The following is a 16815-nucleotide window of genomic DNA, read 5'->3' as shown; positions in this document are numbered from 1 at the left end:
TAAGCAAATTATCATACTTTTCTGGCTTTGACTGTGAATTTTGCAATGGTACTATCTTAGCCATAATTTTAAATCTGTAATGTTAAATCATGGCGAAAATTGAGTTACCTGACCATATTTTAAATGCCCTTTCGACTGTTCTGCAGCAACTTCAGCAAAGTCTGCCCGAACTAAAACAAATTCCTGATTTTTCTGCTCATGCCTATAAATGGCAACATGGTGAACTCAAACCTATTCATCAGCTTAGACAGATGGAACTGGCCGATTTAAAAGGGATTGAGCGACAAAAAGAAAAAGTCATCCAGAACACGTTGCAGTTTTTAAACGGCTTACCTGCCAATGATGTCTTACTGACCGGTTCACGCGGTACGGGTAAATCCTCCATTGTTCGTGCCCTACTCACCGAGTATGCAGATCAAGGGTTACGATTAATTGAAATCGAACGGGATGATTTATCCGATCTGCCTCAAATTCAGCAACTCATTGCAGAGCGTCCAGAGAAGTTTATTGTCTACTGTGATGATCTGGCCTTTAATGCCGAAGATGAAAATTATCGCAGTTTAAAGAGTGTTCTGGATGGTTCTTTACAGTCCGGTTCCAGCAATTTTGTGATTTATGCGACCAGTAACCGTCGTCATTTATTACCCGAATTCATGCATGAAAATACGCCCGTTACCCGAGTTGATGTGCCGCAATATACTGAATTACATCCTCAGGAAGCGATTGAAGAAAAAATTTCACTGTCTGACCGCTTTGGTTTATGGCTGTCTTTCTATCCAATGGATCAGAACCTGTATTTGGAAATTGTCGAACATTACCTCAAAAAGGCAGGCATGGAACTCACGCCAGAAACCCGTGCTGAAGCCCTACGCTGGTGTCAGGCACGCGGTCAACGTTCAGGACGTGCTGCCTATCAGTTTTCCAAACACTGGATTGGTTCAACCCAACTAAATGCCTCTTAACAACTTAAAAGCGACCGGTTCAGGTCGCTTTTTTCATATAAATCATTTATATAATGATGATATTCAAAAGAAAATTAAAATTATGGATGTCGGCGCAGTTCTCATTCAACTTAAGCCCTTACACATGCAGCAAGTTCATGACTGGCAGCGTACTTTGAAAGCACGTCAAGACGAAGTAATTGAAACGCTTAAGGCTGAACAGGTTCATGTCGAGTCCTGGTTTTATCTGCAACTTCATGGTCAGGACTATTTGATTGCATATATGCGCGCCGACAATATTCAAAAAGCGCAAAATATTGCAAAACTCAGTACTTTCCCAATTGACCAAGTGCATAAACAGTTTAAAACTTCATGGCAAGCGGTTTATCCCGCCGAATTGTTATTGGATGCTACAGTTACCTGATTTATTAGCACGGCTATTCAAAATAGTTTTGTAATAAAGACTTCTCCCCAATCAATAACAAAAAAAGCCCTGGAAATACAGGGCTTTTTTGACATCTCGAATTATTGTTTATCACCGATAATGGTAGACCATAGCAGGTCATCAATTTCACTGCCATTGAAATAAACAGTAGCCTTCAATGATTCAGGCTGGTTCTGTTTGACTTCAATCACCTGATCATCGCTGTCCTTAATTCTAAGCACGCCCTCTTTTGGCAAATGCTTATAGTTATTTAATACGGTTTCATCCATTTTAAATGGTGTCGTGGTATTAAAATCAAAACTGTAACGATAATCTGCCAGATCAGGCTGACCGATAATCATACCACGACTGGTTAAGGTACGAATCCCATTACTGCCACTACCATAATCATCAACCAAGCTGTAATTATAATTACGCACCTGCAGATATTCTTTGCTCTTTGTATCAAATGCGATTCCAGAAGTACCTGCCTGACCGGTCTCGGCGATACGCTGGAATTCCAACTGATCGATTTGATAAGATTCGGATTGCCCCATGTTATTTTTGGTTTTACGATGCGCAATTGTGCCAGAAATCAGGTAGTCGTCCTTGAGATTAAAATCTACATTTGAACCATAACGGACATTGCTAAAGCTTAAAGTCGTCGTGTCACCATTCACCGTCTGAGTAATGTTTGAGCCTTTACGGTAAGTTTTATCCAGAATAATACAGTTATCTTTATCTGTTTTTAATTTCAGGGTTTTGACCGAACCAGTGGTATTGACTTCCGAACAGATCAGATTTGGATATTTAATACTATTGATGCCCAAATTATAAATTTTGATAATACGTGCAGTACGCCCATAAGGATAATCTGCGAATACTTCTCCAATCATGTGACCTAGAGCAACATTATAGTCGGTATCATTACTGGTATTTCCGGAAATTTTATCGCGAATTTTCTTTACAATATCCTGATCTTCAAACGGGACAAACTCCTCTGAAAGCTCAGGGGAAATACTTTCCGTAGGAACATTTGGAGGTGTAGTGACAGTAGGACTGTCTGAGCTACTTCCCCCACCACCGCCACAGGCACTCATTAAACCCGAAACAAGAGCAAGTCCAAAGATAGAAATCTGCTTTTTCATAAAATTTATTCCCTAAAATTTCTTTGCATTTTTATTTGGTGATCACTAAAGATTGGCCTTCTCGAAACTGAACAGCTCAAATGCTATTTCTGCCGGTGATATTTTTTCTTGGCAGCCAGCTTTATCCTTCGATATCGCTTTATCTTTAAACAAAGAAATTTTTGGTTCTGTAATTTTAATGTATATTTCAAACAACAATTATCATAAGAAATGAAGTGCTTATGTGAATCTTGTTCCTTACCAGTGTCACTTTTCAATACAATTAAAGCGCATTTAATTAAATCAATTTACTTTGCAACAAAGCTTATAAAATTTGTAATTGTTAAGTTAAAGATGGATTGAATTTTCTTTTTATGGAGAATCATGTTCAACTTTTCATTCATGATTATGAAAGAGAATATTGAAAGATAGGATGACTTTAGAGCATAGAAAATGATCATTTTTATGATATGAGATACTTAATCATTTACAGAAAATTTTAAGCAGAAATTATTTGAGATTGCTCACGGATTCACTGGATTTTTTCCGACGTTTATATTCAAACATGTTCTGATCCGCTTGTGCGAGCGCTGCAAATAAACCCTGACTCGGATGACGCATCGCCATACCAATCGCTGCGCCAATGTTTGCTGCTGCAAAGGCATTAATTAAACGATCCACTAAACTTTCAGTACCCGTTTCATCATTTTCTACGCTAAGAATCACAAACTCATCACCACCCAAACGGGCAACAATATCGTTGATCCGTACATTATCTCGTAATACTTGAGCCGCATTTTGAATCAGCCTGTCACCTTCATCATGACCCAAACTATCATTCACCTTTTTTAGGTCATTCAGGTCAATAAATAATACAGCGGCGGGATGACCATATTGCTTGCAACGCTCTTCTTCAGCTCGCAGCAGTTTTTCCCAGGCCCGGCGATTATAGAGCCCGGTCAATTCATCTTTACTGGCTTCTTCCTGCAATAATTCATGCTGTCTTATCTGCTCACTCTGACGTAATTCTGCCTGCAAGATCGAACTGAGCAATTGTCCCAACAACTCGACCAGTTGCATATCTTGCACAATAGCTTCCGATTTGGTTTCTGGATCAATCGCACAGAGTGTTCCAAACAAACTGCCATCTTCTTTAAGGAGTGGCTGACCAATATAAGATTTTATACAGACCTGCTGATTAATCGGCGCTGTGGCGTATAAAGGAATTTCTTCAGAGCGGGGGGCAATTCTCGGGGCCTTACCTGCGACCATATGAGAACAAAAAGAATCAGCCCACTGAAACACTTGACCGGGTCGTATATCATAACCATGATCTTCACTTTGCAGCACAATCCAGTCTTGGCCTTCTACCCGGGTGATCATCCATAAATTAAAGCCAAAATGCTGATGCAAAAACTTTAACACCGCCTCTCCAGCATCCTGAAAACTTTTGAAATTTATATTTTCCATTCGAGATTGCCTCTGCTGCAAACCTGTAAAAATATGCATGATATCAACTTAAGCTATTAAACTATTTTTCCAGTTTCAATAGAATATAAGAGTTCTAAATACAGCTATAAAACTATATATTTACAACATACCGTTGCTATAAGTTTTCATTTAAAAATTCACAATAAAAAAGAGGCCTAAGCCTCTTTTCTTCAAGCCTGAAATCTATGCCTCAGTCGGATTAGTCAGTTCCGTCATTGGCCAACGTGGAGTTGTCGTCACAGCCAAGCCATCATGCTGTCCTGCTTTGAGACGCTGATAGCCCGCAAAAGCAATCATGGCACCATTGTCTGTACAGAGTGCAGGTTCAGCATAATAAACAGATGCACGAATCTTGGCTAAATCTGCTTCTAAACGCTCACGTAAACGCTTGTTGGCACTAACACCGCCCGCAATCACCAGGCGTTTAAGCCCCGTTTGCTTCAGTGCTTTCACCGACTTTTTCACCAGAGTATCGACAATGGCTTCCTGAAAACTGGCAGCGATATCGGCATCGCGGTTTTCATCACCGAGTTTTTTCATTTGTACAGAAACTGCGGTTTTTAGACCACTGAATGAAAATTCTAAACCTTGATGCAGCATTGGTCGCGGGAATGCAAATGCATTTGGATCGCCCTGCTCTGCCAGTTTGGAAATATTCGGGCCACCCGGATACGGCAGACCCATCATCTTCGCGACTTTATCAAATGCTTCGCCTGCCGCATCATCAATGGATTCACCCAAGAGTTCATACTGGCCAATGCCATAAGCAGCCATGAGCTGAGAATGTCCACCCGATACCAACAATGCGACAAATGGAAACTCAGGCGGAGTTTCTGACAATAAAGGTGCCAGCATATGACCTTCCATATGATGCACACCAATTGCGGGTTTATTCAGCGCAAAGGCCAAAGTACGACCAAACAATGCACCGGTCATGAGTGCGCCCATCAGACCCGGGCCACGGGTATATGCGACTGCATCAATTTCTGATTTTTTCACGCCGCTCTGTTCAAGCAGCTCATTGATAAGTGGAATCAGTTTACGCACATGATCACGTGACGCCAGCTCTGGAACTACACCGCCATATTCTGCATGCAGTTTAATCTGGCTATAAAGCACCTGTCCGCGCAAACCCAACTCGCTGTCATACAGCGCAAGTCCTGTTTCATCACACGACGTTTCCAAGCCTAAAACGATCATTAAACTGCCTATAACCTGTATCAATTCTATTGCAGCAACTATTATAGACTTGTGGTATGAGATGTAAATGAGTAAAATGCTGACCTTCACTTGTGATTGAGGGCAATTCAGCCCGAGATCTTACCCTAACTGATATGAGGATTCTTCATGCCACAAGTTAAATTGAAAGAAGGCGAACCAGTAGACGTAGCTATCCGTCGTTTCAAACGTTCATGCGAAAAAGCGGGTGTTCTTGCTGACGTACGTAAGCGTGAATTCTACGAGAAACCAACTCAAGAACGTAAGCGCAAAAAAGCTGCTGCTGTTAAACGCTACCAAAAGAAATTGGCGCGTGAATCAGTACGTACAACTCGCCTTTACTAAGATTAATTTGTGATTGATTGCCTGGAATAAATAATGACGACTTTAAAAGACCAAATCACGGATGTTTTGAAAGCAACAATGCGTGCCAAAGAAATGTCCAAGCTGACGGTCATTCGTAGTCTACAGGCAGCAATTAAGCAAATCGAAGTCGATGAGCGCAAAGAACTTGACGACGCTCAGGTTCTTGCGGTCATTGAAAAACAAATTAAACAACGTAAAGAATCGGTTAAAGCCTTTGCAGGCGCTGGCCGAGATGATTTAGCTAGTAAGGAACAAGCCGAAATTGAGATTTTGTCTCAGTTTCTACCAGAAGCTATGACTGAGGAAGAACTTGATTCCATGATTGCGCAAGCTATTGCAGCGCAACAAGCTACTAGCATGAAAGATATGGGTAAGGTGATGAATTCTCTGCGTCCGCTCATAGCCGGGCGCGCCGATCCTGCACAAGTTTCCGCCAAAATCAAAGCGCAACTTGCTTAATCCATACTCTCTAGCATTTCCTCTTTAACGTTGAACTGCCTTTAATCAAAGACAGTTCCTGACGTATTCTCATTGCAAATTACAATCGACCTGATAACGCTTAAGTAATTGCATCTCTTTAGACGATTTCACTTCTACAATTACATCCTGTTTACTCATATTTTGAAACTGACGATCTAGATAAGCACGATTCTGGTCAGCGGCTTGATATAAACGATCAACATAGCGTCCTACAATTCCACAAAATTTTGCATTCTGCTCAGGACTAAATCCCTGTTGCTGCGGATTTAAACCACTTAAAAACTGACGCGATTCCTTTTTATAATCCGCATTAATTCGTTCTATCGTTTCCACATATTCAACTGCACTCGCAGCAAAAACCCCATAACTCCACCCCAGTAGACACACGCCCAATAGTATTTTTTTCATATTATGCTTCAATTTGATTCACGCTGATCTTTCAAAAATATTGTAGCCTGATTGAATATATTCTTGCTATATCATCCTGATACAAAAACTTAAAACCCAGTTCAGCTTTAAATCTTATATTGATGTGCCTGCTGCATCTGCTTCAGACGCTGGCGAATGGTGGACGATAAAGATTGATTATTCTTTACGCTACGCTGTGCATGTAATAATGATTTGATGGCAGTTTCTTCATATCCTGACCAGTATTCTACTTCTGCACGATAGCGCAGCACATTAGCAGCCTTAATCGGCGAATCTGGCTCTGCATTGGCAGCCAGTTGCATTAGTCGCCAGCCACTGACATCTCGTGAATTGGCATTTAGAAATCGCTGCACTAAAACTTTTGCTTTATCGGGTTGCTTGGCGCGAATCAGCACTTCTGCATATTTATAATTGAGCGCTCGATTTTCCGGCATGATCCGCGCTGCTGACGCTACACTTTCCAAAGCTGCATCAAGCTGGTTCTGAGCTAAATAAATATCAGTCTGGAATAAAACCTGTAAAGGATGCATCTGGTTATGCTTTTTTGCTCGATCTAAAGTGGCCTGCGCGGCCTGGAAATCACTTTGCTGTATTTGATAGGCAGTTAAGGCAAGCTGGCCTGCAAAATTATTTTGCCGGTCCATCAGGATAAGCTGCTCTGCATTGGTCTGACCAGACAATACCCTGCTATACCACTTGATAATTTCAAAGTCTTGATCATTGAGATTGCGTTTCACCGCAGGAAGCTGGTTGGCACGTAAACGCGCTTCACTCATACGCTCTGTGGTGAGTGGATGAGTGAACCAGAAATCTGGCAGAAAGCTCAATCGGCTGGTCGAGCGATGCATGACCTCAAAGAAGTCTGCCATGCTATGCGGGTTATAGCCAGAACGGTACATATACTGCATCCCGATCCGGTCTGCTTCGCGCTCCTGATTACGACTATAGGTGAGCTGTTTATCTAGAAGTACTGCCTGTGAACCCATCATGACCGCTGTGCCGACATCACCATCTGCCTGAGAAGCGACCAAAGCACCGACGAGAATTCCGGCTAGCGCCAGTAAACCTTGGCCTTTAAATGCATCCTGAGAACGACTGTAATGACGTTGTGTGACATGTGCAATTTCATGCGCCATCACTCCTGCCACTTCATCCATGTTTCGGGCTGAATTAATCAGACCAGCATTAAGTGCAAAGAGGCCACCCGGTACGGCGAAAGCATTAATTTGCGGATCATTAATCACCAGCAAACCGATCGGCTGTTGTAACTGAGTTTGACTCAGTATATGAGAAAATACCGAAAGCAGTTGATCTTCAAGCCATGGATTCTGCATGACTGGCATTTGTTTATGCACTTCACGATAGACTTTTTCACCGATCATTTTTTCTTTTTGTTGATCGAGTAAGCCGACGCCTGTACCAATATCAGGCACAGAAAATTGTACATTTACTTGATTAAAATCATGGTTAGAGCCGTGCCCTGCTACCATATACAGACTTAAGCCACACGCCAGCGCCAATCGTTTCAATGAAAAATCTCTAATCCTGCCGATCTAATTTATCTTGAATATAGCATTGAACAATGAGCAGAGACGCAAGAAAATGTTATTTTTTAATACCATTTAAACGACGAATCAGATGCATTTTAAAATTCCGGATTGACCACATAACGGGGCACTCGTCCTTCCAAGGCATCAACAAGATTCTGATAAGCCAGTTCTGCCATTTTTTTACGGGTGGCTGCAGTGGCCGAACCCACATGTGGCAATGTAACCACATTATCCAACTGGAATAATTCCGATTCCTTTAACGGCTCTTTCTGATACACATCCAGACCGGCAGCAAAAACCTGCTTGGCTTTTAAAGCTGAAATTAATGCCTGTTCATCAATGACCGAGCCACGTGAAATATTGACCAATACTGCATGGGATTGCATTTTAGCCAATTCCGCTGTCGCAATCAGCGCCTTAGAATCCGCATTCAAATCTACTGCAACGACCACAAAGTCAGAACGCTGTAACAGTTCCTCAAGCTGGCAATATTTCGCATTCAACCCTTGAGCAAGTTCTGGTTTTTCCCGACGATTATGATACAGAATATTCATATTAAAACCGTAAAAACCACGACGTGCGATTGCAGCTCCAATATGACCGAGACCAATAATTCCGAGGGTTTTTCCAAAAATATCCATACCAAATTGTGCTTCGCCCACGGTACGCTGCCATTGTCCCTGCTTGGTCCATTGATCCAAGTAAGCCACTTTGCGTGCTGCTGACATCAGTAAAGTGAAAGCCAGGTCAGCAGTGGTTTCAGTCAGTACATGCGACGTATGACTGAGATAAATTTTCTTTTCATTTAAATAATCCAGTTCATAGTTGTCATAACCGACACTGACACTGGAGATAATTTTTAACCGGGTGACACTGGCCAGATTATCGCGATTCAACAAGCGCCCTGCGCCAATCATGCCATCAGCATCCTGAACCTGCTGCAAAAGCTGTTGATTCACATCGCCTAGCTTCGGTTGTATATAACTAACCTGATAATTTTGTTCCAGCTTGTTTTGAATATCAGTATCAATTTGACTAAATACAACCACTTTTTGTTTCATCTATTTTTATTCCACAGCAAGATTATCCCAGACTGGCAGTCCTATTTTGCATAAACTGCCATAAACGTTTTTTTAGAATCGGCTGATCCAGCATTTCTTGTAAAGATGCCAACTGGATCATTTTCGTATTTGATATATGCGCTACAGGCCCGAGGAAAATAATATTTTTCTCTGCACTCATTCCATCCAGAAAACCCTGAATATAGGATTCTACACCATGTCCATCCTGAACATTGGCCCAGGGAAATGGCCAGTTCAGCTCATGAAACTCACCTGGGACTGCACGCTGGATATTGCCCCATAAATTCTGGGTGTCTTCGGTCATTGCAGTTGCATCAATCACGATACTGCAATGTGCCAGACTTAAAGCCTGCAAACTGAATGGCGGGATTTGTACGATTTCACGCTGTTCCTGAACAGGTGCAATGTGAGTCGGTGCCGCAGGTGGTGTATCAACCTTAAGCGTAACAATTGGCTCTGGCTCAGGAATCGGTAGATCAGCCAACGCCTCTACGGAAGCAGGCTGTGGTAAGACGATATCGGTGTGAAATTCAGGTGCAGCCTGATCACGCCAGATCGAAACCTGGTGCGGCTGACATGCGCTGTCCCTAGGAATCCAGAGATCGATTCCTAATGTTGCCAGTATGTCACGCTGATGCCCAATCATCTTTTCATCATCACCAATTTCAGGCTGAACATTTTAGCCGGATTGCCTGTGCTTTGCCGAACTTTTTCAGCTTTTCTTTTTTATCCTGATGGATTCTAGTACAAAGTTTAGCTGTCTGCTAAAAACCGTGCTTTTAATACACAATTAAACCATTCCTGCTGTTATAACAGATTCCGGCTAAAGCTGCGCGTTGTCATTTATTTTCTACAGAATGGTTAAACTGTTCTTCTTTAACATTTGCTGAACGACCTGTTCTGCCTCAAAACCCAAGCGCCAATACAACAGCTCCATCACGTCCAACTCATCCTGTGTCACGATACGATCACTCCACAAACAGGCCTCTGCAATACCTAAAATACTGAGGCGATCACGCAATAATAGCCCCGCAATATCATTCAGGATTTCTGCTAGATCAATCGGCTCATCAGAAATTTCATTATATAAGTCCAGTTCCTGAGCGGTCAGAATCCGGTTTAAAATCCGCTCCCGCACCTCAAGCTGGTTGCCGCTATTAATCTGCTGTACATGCAGCAAGGCGTCGATCAAACGCACAATCTGTGGCTTGACCTCATCGAGTGCTGTAGGCGTATGTGCAGGAAGCAGATTTAACTCATATTTCACACATTCCAGTAATAATGCATCCAACAGGCCAATTTCGCCATCTTCCTGAATGATCCGTGCCAGCTTCATCAAAAACTGCCGTGCGACAGTTGTCGGCATGCCACCAATATTCTTGCAGGCTTGCTGAAAAATCGAAATATGCACCCGCCCGTCCAGATTGAGCAATGAATCTACAATGGCACGGCTGACTTCAGCCTCAGTCGGAATAAATTCACGATATTGACGAATCATTAAAATGGCGACCATCACTTCACGAGAACCGGTTGCCGTTTGTAATGCACGCTCAATCAGTTCCGGACGTGGCATCTTGAGCCGAAGTTCCGGATTCAGTGGTTTGATCGCATCTTTAATCGCAAAACTGATCGGAGACAGCCGCAATAATGGCAAAGGTTGTGGCGAGCTCCAGCTCATTGCAGTTTCAGGCACCACTTCTTCTAAAGAACGGAACAAACTAAACAAAGGCTGATTTTTGAGTTTTTTCAGATTCTCAAGCTGTAAGTCCTGAATCAAGGCAGGATTTAATTCATAAATCCGCTGATTGATATGGGGATGAATATTCAGCCAGTTTTGTGGGCTCAAGGAATTGGCAAAGCACATATGTGAAATGGATTCAGCATATTCACTATAAATCTGGGAGCCAGAATGATGCACATGGATTCTGAGTAAAGTCTGAATATTGGCATCATTTTGAATTAGGCGTCGGGTCTTTCGATCATTTTTATAGGTCCGACCACCCAGTGAAATATATTTAATAAAACGGGAAATCAAAACACCCAAACTACCAATCAGCCAGATCACCGCACCGACTGCAACATAGAAAGTTTCAAACTTGTTTTCACGCGGACTACCCGCTCGATAAAAACCGGACTTGGCAATCTTACTGCCACACTGACTAAACGTGGTTAAACTGCTATACAGGATTTTCAGGCGGGTATTTTCCGCAGCTTCACCAGAGAGAATTTTATTGAATTCATGGCTGAGCAAGCCATACAGCTCGACTTTATCCAGTGTTTGTATCGCACCCCAAGTCAGGATAATTGCGGTATCCCGCGGACTAAAACCTGCCGTCAATGCATTGACACCAACTTCATCGGGCAGCACATATACCGCCGGAACATCAATCAGAAAAGTCTCTGCCAGCTGCTGGTTAATGTGCAGTGCAGCACTTTCTTCTGGAATACTGTCCATCGGACTCAACCGACGCGCACCCAACTGCTTCGCCAGTGAATAACCACCATTCCGAAAAATATAAAACTCGTAGATGACCGAGATCATCATGGCACATAACAACAAAGCAATCAGGTAAGGACTCAGCGCATGCCAGAAGATTGACTGGCTAGGATCAGTATAAAAAACAAAGAGACCAACAACGGTATTAATAATAAAAATAGTCAACAGAATTGCAATCAGGCAAAAACTTACAGGCAGTACTATATTTTTGTTTTTTATAAAATCGTATCCTACGTTTCGCAATGCAGAATCCTAAAATGATGATTTTCAATGGGCTCATCATAAAACAAAAAAGCGGGAAATTCCCGCTTTTTCATGATGATTTTAACTACTTAGACTTCGCGTACGCCAGTCAAATCCACTGAAGCTGCATCAATATTGACATCAATATAATTGCTTTCTTTCATGGCACTGTCACTACGTTTTTGCTGAAGATCATCCAGATATTGCGCATCAATACCGCCCGAAACATAGATGCCATCAAAGACTGAACAATCAAAGTCTTTGACATCCGGTACTTTGGTGGTTCTTACCGCATCTTTCAAATCTTCCAGATCCTGGAAAATCAGACGGTCAGCACCAATAATTTCACGGATTTCTTCCACGCTACGTTCCGATGCAATCAGCTCAGATTTCGCCGGCATATCAATACCGTAAACGTTTGGATATTTCACCATCGGTGCTGCAGAAGCGAAGAATACTTTTTTCGCACCAGAATCACGAGCCATCTGGATAATTTCATTACAGGTCGTACCACGGACAATCGAGTCATCCACCAACAGTACGTTTTTACCTTTAAACTCAAGCTCAACCGGGTTCAGTTTTTGACGTACCGATTTTTTACGCAGCTGCTGACCAGGCATAATGAAGGTCCGGCCGATATAACGGTTTTTCATGAAACCTTCACGGAATTTCACGCCCAACATATTGGCAAGTTCTAGCGCTGAAGTACGTGAAGTATCCGGAATCGGAATCACCACATCAATATCATGCTCTTCACCCCACTCACGCAGAATTTTTTGCGCCAGCTTCTCACCCATTTTCAAACGTGCTTTATACACCGAGATTCCATCAATGATGGCATCTGGACGGGCAAAATAAACATATTCAAAAATACAAGGACGGTATTCAGCATTCGCCGCACATTGCTTGGTAAAAAAATTACCTTCTAAATCAATAAATACCGCTTCACCAGGCAAAATATCACGCTCAACTTTAAAGCCCAGTGCAGTAATCGCAACCGACTCAGAAGCAATGATATATTCCATACCCTGTTCAGTTTCACGTGAACCGTAGATCAGTGGACGAATACCATTTGGATCACGGAAGCCCACCAGCCCTTGACCGGTAATCATCGCCACTACGCCATAAGCACCTTTACAACGCTCATGCACACGTGTTACCGCATGGAAAATATCTTCTGACGTTGGTACCAATTTGCCATGTTTTTGCAATTCATGCGCCAACACGTTTAGCAGGACTTCCGAATCAGAATCAGTGTTCATATGACGCAAGTCAGTTTTGAACAGGTCATCATGAATTTCTTCGGCATTGGTCAGGTTACCATTATGTGCCAAGGTAATCCCGTACGGCGAGTTCACATAAAACGGCTGTGCTTCAGCACTGCTCGATGAACCGGCTGTTGGATAACGCACATGACCAATACCGTAATTTCCTTTCAAAGCACGCATATGACGGGTATGGAATACATCACGTACCATACCATTGTCTTTGCGCAGGAATAAACGTCCTTCATCACATGTCACGATCCCAGCTGCATCTTGTCCACGATGTTGTAACATCGTTAATGCATCAAACAACATTTGGTTAACGGGTGATTTACCAGCTATACCAACTACTCCACACATAGCAACCTCGCAGACAAGCTAGGATTAATAAAAAGGATTATTTGTAGACTCATCTGCAACTCCAGATTTGGACGATGTTTCAGATGATGAAGCTGAAGGTTTCGATGCCCCTTCAGGCTTGATATGTTGTAGTGCGCCATTCGCGGCTTCTTTCGACATTTGAGTCGCCCAAGGCGCATAAGGCAATAAGGCTTGAATAAACTTGGACTGTTTCCAGTGCGGCGAGCTTTCTACCCACGGACCAATCCCCTGCATGGTAATCAGGACAATGAGCAAACCTTTCAGGCTACCAAAGACACCACCAGCCAGACGGTTGAGAGGACCCAGTTTAAGACTCTTTAAAATACGGTTCAACAGTGCAGTAACGATCCAGGTCAGAACTACAATCAGCAGGACGATAAAGGCGAAGGCCGCAATCTTTTGTACAACTGGATCTGTACTCAGAGCAACCATAGACGGCGCAAGTAGCGTTGAATATTTTGCCGCAACAATCAGGGCAAAGATCCATCCCACTAAGTTCGCAAAGGCTTTAATAAATCCTTGACGCAAACCGTTGAGCCCTCCAATGAGCAAGATAATCAGTAGAAAGATATCAATGGCATTCATAGGATTTAAAGTGCGTCTACACAATCTTTTACAAGTTTAGGTCCAGTATAGATGAGGCCACTATAAACCTGTACAAGGCTGGCGCCTGCCTGTTTCTTGGAAACAGCATCTGCACCTGAAAGAATACCACCCACACCAATCAATGGAATTTGTCCTTTTAATACCGCAGCAAATGCAGCCAGACATGCGGTACTTTTCTCAAATACTGGCGCGCCAGACAAACCGCCCGCTTCCTCTGCATGCTCCAGACCCTCTACCCCTTCACGTGACAGTGTGGTATTGGTCACGATCAGACCATCGATCTTGAATTGCAATAACTGTTTGGCAATAAAGGCAATATCGCTGTTATCCAGATCAGGCGCCACTTTGAGTACCAAAGGTACATAATGCTGGTATTCCTGAGCCAATTCAAGCTGACGCTTCTTCAATGTTTCCAGCAGTTCGGTGAGTGCATCACCACTTTGCAGGCTGCGCAGGTTTTTGGTATTGGGAGAAGAAATATTGACGGTAATATAAGAAGCATAATTATAGACTTTTTCTAAACAGATGAGGTAATCATCTACTGCTTTTTCTACCGGAGTATCAGCGTTTTTACCGATATTAATACCGAGAATACCTTTAAATTTGGCCGCTTTGACATTTTCAACCAGCTGATCCACGCCATCATTATTAAAGCCCATACGGTTAATAATGGCTTTGGCCTGTGGCAAACGGAATAAACGCGGATGAGGATTGCCGGCTTGCGGTCGCGGGGTAATGGTACCAATTTCAATAAAACCAAAACCTTGACCGGCAAGGGCGTCAATATAGGCACCATTTTTGTCCAAACCTGCCGCAAGACCTACCGGATTGGGAAATTCGATTCCCATACAGGTCACAGGTTTCGCAGCAACGTTTTGACGCATCAAGCCCATTTTATGGGATGATTTCAATAGTGATAATGTCAGCTCATGTGCACGCTCTGGTGCTAAAGAAAACAACAAAGGGCGGGCTAGAGAATACAACATATCCAGAAAAGTCTACTGCTTTTTAAGTCGGCATATTATAGGCATAGGCTGACAAAAAAACCATGCTTTGCAAATCTTTATTTTTACCGTTTATTGTATGGTCGCCGTTAATTTAATCTGTCCTGCCTCATTATTTAGTTCCATTTTCTCGATACTTAGCCCCATTTGTGCCAGCTGAGTCAGGAAATTTGCCAGTACTGCATAATTTTCATGCATGACCGCCAATTGAATTTTTCCTTCCATTTGCTGGGAAGCCACCGACAATCCTTGCTGCTGTGCGACTCGCTGTACTTTCTCCGCTGCATCCAGTTGGGTGTCCCCAGCCGGTTTCATGGTTACTGCATTACTTTGCATCCAAACAATGGTATCTTTCAGCTGATTTAAGCGTTTTTGCTGGGTATCTGCCGCCTGATGCATATACCAGAGTGCAGAACCGACTGCCGCCACAATCACAAAAACAGTGGTAAAAATCACCATTACCCGTTCACGTACCGACAAGCTGTCCAGATAATCACTCAGTTTTTCAAAAGACTGATCCATACGATTTTGTAGCGCTTCAATGCCTTTCATTATTGAATCCTCACCAGTCCGATCGCAGCTGTTCCGCTGGCCTGAATATTCCCCAGCTCCACCTTAAAGCCTTGCTGGCTTAATTGTGTGGTCAGTGCATTTAACGTTTCTGATGAATTGGCTTTAAGTTCCATACTTAGCACAGAAGCATCATAATTCACCCGTTGTGCCACAATCTGATTTTGCATCAAGACAGGCCCCACCCGACTAATCAGCTGTAATGCATGCGTATCTGCAATCTGGCTTTGACGCAACTGCCCTTCAAACTGACTTTTGATATTCTGCTCAGTGACCGGATAATTTTGTCCAAACCAGTATTTAAACTGGTCAATGGCTTGCGCAGCAGTCTGATTCGCCACTTTCTTATATTGATACCAGCGCATAGCATCATAACTAAACTGCAACACCAAAATACCCAGAAAAACTGCCGCGCAGGCTTTCCAGTAGCCGGAAATAGCACCATCGGATTTTGCTTTAGGCAAGACATTAAACGGATGCTGTTTCGGTTTTTTCAGTACAGGAATTCCATATTGGAAAGACTCCAGTTGCTCCTGAGTGACCAGTGCTTCAAGACTACGCAACTGCTCCTGATTCAGGTTGCTCACCTTATAGCTGAGGTCCTTGGGCTGATAATCCAGATAAAGGCTCAGATCATCTAGCGACTGACCGATATATTCCGACTCGCGCACCAGCAAACGCCCACCAATTTGAGCAATCACACGCTGGTTGGCCTCAGGAATCGGCAGCACCAAAAAGTCCGGCAACAAAGCTGCTAGCTTGACCGGGATCAGGCTTAAAGCATGTTGCAAGGTCTCAAGCGTAGAATTCGCAATTCCTATAATGCTGATCTGATCCGGCTGTTGAAAATGATGCAGCACTTTCATGGCATCTACCGGCAGCACCACATATTCTTCGAGCAAATATTTAATGCCATCATTGCCCATTTTCTTATATTGGCTCTTGGGCAAGGTCTGCTGCAAAATTTGCACATGACGGCTCGGGAAAAATACCACTGCCTCTTCGCCATGATGAGCTTGTATATCCTGAATCAGCTGCTCAAGTGTGTGCGCAGTGTTCCAGAACTCCCCAGTTGACCATTGCCAAACCCCATTGGCTTCTGGCATCCATAAATACAACATTGATTGTGTTCTGCCGTTTT

Annotated in this window: 17 protein-coding genes; 4 read left to right on the top strand and 13 right to left on the bottom strand. The window is 43.0% G+C overall.

Annotation, left to right across the window (positions count from 1 at the left end):
- Positions 1-89 precede the first annotated feature (89 nt).
- Both I6L24_RS10085 and I6L24_RS10080 read left to right on the top strand, forming a co-directional pair.
- Positions 90-962 (top strand): ATP-binding protein, encoded by an 873-nt coding sequence (locus I6L24_RS10085; protein WP_004280026.1) that lies wholly within the window; start codon positions 90-92, stop codon positions 960-962.
- On the top strand, positions 952-1365 hold the full coding sequence (locus I6L24_RS10080) for a DUF6176 family protein (RefSeq protein WP_005251455.1): 414 nt from the start codon (positions 952-954) through the stop codon (positions 1363-1365). Before I6L24_RS10085 ends, I6L24_RS10080 begins: the two co-directional genes overlap by 11 nt.
- 101 nt (positions 1366-1466) lie before the next feature.
- Here the strand turns inward: I6L24_RS10080 and I6L24_RS10075 are convergent, their stop codons facing one another.
- From I6L24_RS10075 to tsaD, 3 genes are all read right to left on the bottom strand, one after another.
- The gene (locus I6L24_RS10075; RefSeq protein WP_004280028.1) at positions 1467-2513 is read right to left on the bottom strand and encodes a hypothetical protein; all 1047 of its coding nucleotides are present in this window, start codon (positions 2511-2513) and stop codon (positions 1467-1469) included.
- A gap of 489 nt (positions 2514-3002) precedes the next feature.
- On the bottom strand, positions 3003-3962 hold the full coding sequence (locus I6L24_RS10070; RefSeq protein ID WP_004280029.1) for a sensor domain-containing diguanylate cyclase: 960 nt from the start codon (positions 3960-3962) through the stop codon (positions 3003-3005).
- Between the two features lie 204 nt (positions 3963-4166).
- Entirely contained in the window at positions 4167-5183 is a 1017-nt protein-coding gene (tsaD, locus tag I6L24_RS10065; RefSeq protein ID WP_004280030.1) for a tRNA (adenosine(37)-N6)-threonylcarbamoyltransferase complex transferase subunit TsaD, read from the bottom strand.
- Positions 5184-5330: 147 nt separating this feature from the next.
- Here tsaD and rpsU point away from each other — a divergent pair, with 147 nt between their 5' ends.
- Together rpsU and I6L24_RS10055 are read left to right on the top strand one after the other, a co-directional pair.
- On the top strand, positions 5331-5546 hold the full coding sequence (gene rpsU / locus I6L24_RS10060; protein WP_001136722.1) for a 30S ribosomal protein S21: 216 nt from the start codon (positions 5331-5333) through the stop codon (positions 5544-5546).
- Positions 5547-5579: 33 nt separating this feature from the next.
- Positions 5580-6026, top strand: coding sequence for a GatB/YqeY domain-containing protein (locus tag I6L24_RS10055; RefSeq protein ID WP_004280076.1), 447 nt, complete (start codon positions 5580-5582; stop codon positions 6024-6026).
- A 69-nt stretch (positions 6027-6095) separates the two neighbouring features.
- Here I6L24_RS10055 and I6L24_RS10050 read toward each other — a convergent pair whose 3' ends face one another.
- The 10 genes from I6L24_RS10050 to gspL form a co-directional block, all read right to left on the bottom strand.
- Positions 6096-6455, bottom strand: a complete 360-nt coding sequence (locus tag I6L24_RS10050) for a hypothetical protein (protein WP_004280077.1) — start codon at positions 6453-6455, stop codon at positions 6096-6098.
- A 107-nt stretch (positions 6456-6562) separates the two neighbouring features.
- Positions 6563-8005 (bottom strand): M48 family metalloprotease, encoded by a 1443-nt coding sequence (locus I6L24_RS10045; RefSeq protein WP_004280078.1) that lies wholly within the window; start codon positions 8003-8005, stop codon positions 6563-6565.
- 116 nt (positions 8006-8121) lie between these two features.
- Entirely contained in the window at positions 8122-9087 is a 966-nt protein-coding gene (locus I6L24_RS10040; protein WP_004280079.1) for a 2-hydroxyacid dehydrogenase, read from the bottom strand.
- A gap of 22 nt (positions 9088-9109) precedes the next feature.
- Positions 9110-9754, bottom strand: a complete 645-nt coding sequence (locus I6L24_RS10035; protein ID WP_004280080.1) for a hypothetical protein — start codon at positions 9752-9754, stop codon at positions 9110-9112.
- A 204-nt stretch (positions 9755-9958) separates the two neighbouring features.
- On the bottom strand, positions 9959-11848 hold the full coding sequence (locus I6L24_RS10030) for a M48 family metalloprotease (RefSeq protein WP_004280081.1): 1890 nt from the start codon (positions 11846-11848) through the stop codon (positions 9959-9961).
- Between the two features lie 89 nt (positions 11849-11937).
- Positions 11938-13473, bottom strand: coding sequence for an amidophosphoribosyltransferase (gene purF / locus I6L24_RS10025; RefSeq protein ID WP_004280083.1), 1536 nt, complete (start codon positions 13471-13473; stop codon positions 11938-11940).
- 24 nt (positions 13474-13497) lie between these two features.
- On the bottom strand, positions 13498-14079 hold the full coding sequence (locus I6L24_RS10020; protein WP_004280084.1) for a CvpA family protein: 582 nt from the start codon (positions 14077-14079) through the stop codon (positions 13498-13500).
- Positions 14080-14084: 5 nt separating this feature from the next.
- Positions 14085-15086 (bottom strand): quinone-dependent dihydroorotate dehydrogenase, encoded by a 1002-nt coding sequence (locus tag I6L24_RS10015; protein ID WP_004280086.1) that lies wholly within the window; start codon positions 15084-15086, stop codon positions 14085-14087.
- A gap of 90 nt (positions 15087-15176) precedes the next feature.
- The gene (gspM, locus tag I6L24_RS10010; protein WP_004280088.1) at positions 15177-15656 is read right to left on the bottom strand and encodes a type II secretion system protein GspM; all 480 of its coding nucleotides are present in this window, start codon (positions 15654-15656) and stop codon (positions 15177-15179) included.
- Positions 15656-16795, bottom strand: a complete 1140-nt coding sequence (gene gspL, locus I6L24_RS10005; RefSeq protein ID WP_004280090.1) for a type II secretion system protein GspL — start codon at positions 16793-16795, stop codon at positions 15656-15658. Before gspL ends, gspM begins: the two co-directional genes overlap by 1 nt.
- Positions 16796-16815: the final 20 nt, after the last annotated feature.

Source organism: Acinetobacter lwoffii (genome assembly GCF_019048525.1).
GTDB classification, from domain to species: domain Bacteria; phylum Pseudomonadota; class Gammaproteobacteria; order Pseudomonadales; family Moraxellaceae; genus Acinetobacter; species Acinetobacter lwoffii_K.
The sequence above is the reverse complement of the archived record's forward strand: the minus strand, read 5'-3'. Positions and strand labels throughout refer to the sequence as shown.

Coding starts and splice junctions, on each gene's coding strand:
- I6L24_RS10085 (WP_004280026.1), top strand. CDS start 90: ATGGCGAAAATTGAGTTACCTGACCATATTTTAAATGCCCTTTCGACT.
- I6L24_RS10080 (WP_005251455.1), top strand. CDS start 952: ATGCCTCTTAACAACTTAAAAGCGACCGGTTCAGGTCGCTTTTTTCAT.
- I6L24_RS10075 (WP_004280028.1), bottom strand. CDS start 2,513: ATGAAAAAGCAGATTTCTATCTTTGGACTTGCTCTTGTTTCGGGTTTA.
- I6L24_RS10070 (WP_004280029.1), bottom strand. CDS start 3,962: ATGGAAAATATAAATTTCAAAAGTTTTCAGGATGCTGGAGAGGCGGTG.
- tsaD (WP_004280030.1), bottom strand. CDS start 5,183: ATGATCGTTTTAGGCTTGGAAACGTCGTGTGATGAAACAGGACTTGCG.
- rpsU (WP_001136722.1), top strand. CDS start 5,331: ATGCCACAAGTTAAATTGAAAGAAGGCGAACCAGTAGACGTAGCTATC.
- I6L24_RS10055 (WP_004280076.1), top strand. CDS start 5,580: ATGACGACTTTAAAAGACCAAATCACGGATGTTTTGAAAGCAACAATG.
- I6L24_RS10050 (WP_004280077.1), bottom strand. CDS start 6,455: ATGAAAAAAATACTATTGGGCGTGTGTCTACTGGGGTGGAGTTATGGG.
- I6L24_RS10040 (WP_004280079.1), bottom strand. CDS start 9,087: ATGAAACAAAAAGTGGTTGTATTTAGTCAAATTGATACTGATATTCAA.
- I6L24_RS10035 (WP_004280080.1), bottom strand. CDS start 9,754: ATGATTGGGCATCAGCGTGACATACTGGCAACATTAGGAATCGATCTC.
- purF (WP_004280083.1), bottom strand. CDS start 13,473: ATGTGTGGAGTAGTTGGTATAGCTGGTAAATCACCCGTTAACCAAATG.
- I6L24_RS10020 (WP_004280084.1), bottom strand. CDS start 14,079: ATGAATGCCATTGATATCTTTCTACTGATTATCTTGCTCATTGGAGGG.
- I6L24_RS10015 (WP_004280086.1), bottom strand. CDS start 15,086: ATGTTGTATTCTCTAGCCCGCCCTTTGTTGTTTTCTTTAGCACCAGAG.
- gspM (WP_004280088.1), bottom strand. CDS start 15,656: ATGAAAGGCATTGAAGCGCTACAAAATCGTATGGATCAGTCTTTTGAA.
- gspL (WP_004280090.1), bottom strand. CDS start 16,795: ATGTTGTATTTATGGATGCCAGAAGCCAATGGGGTTTGGCAATGGTCA.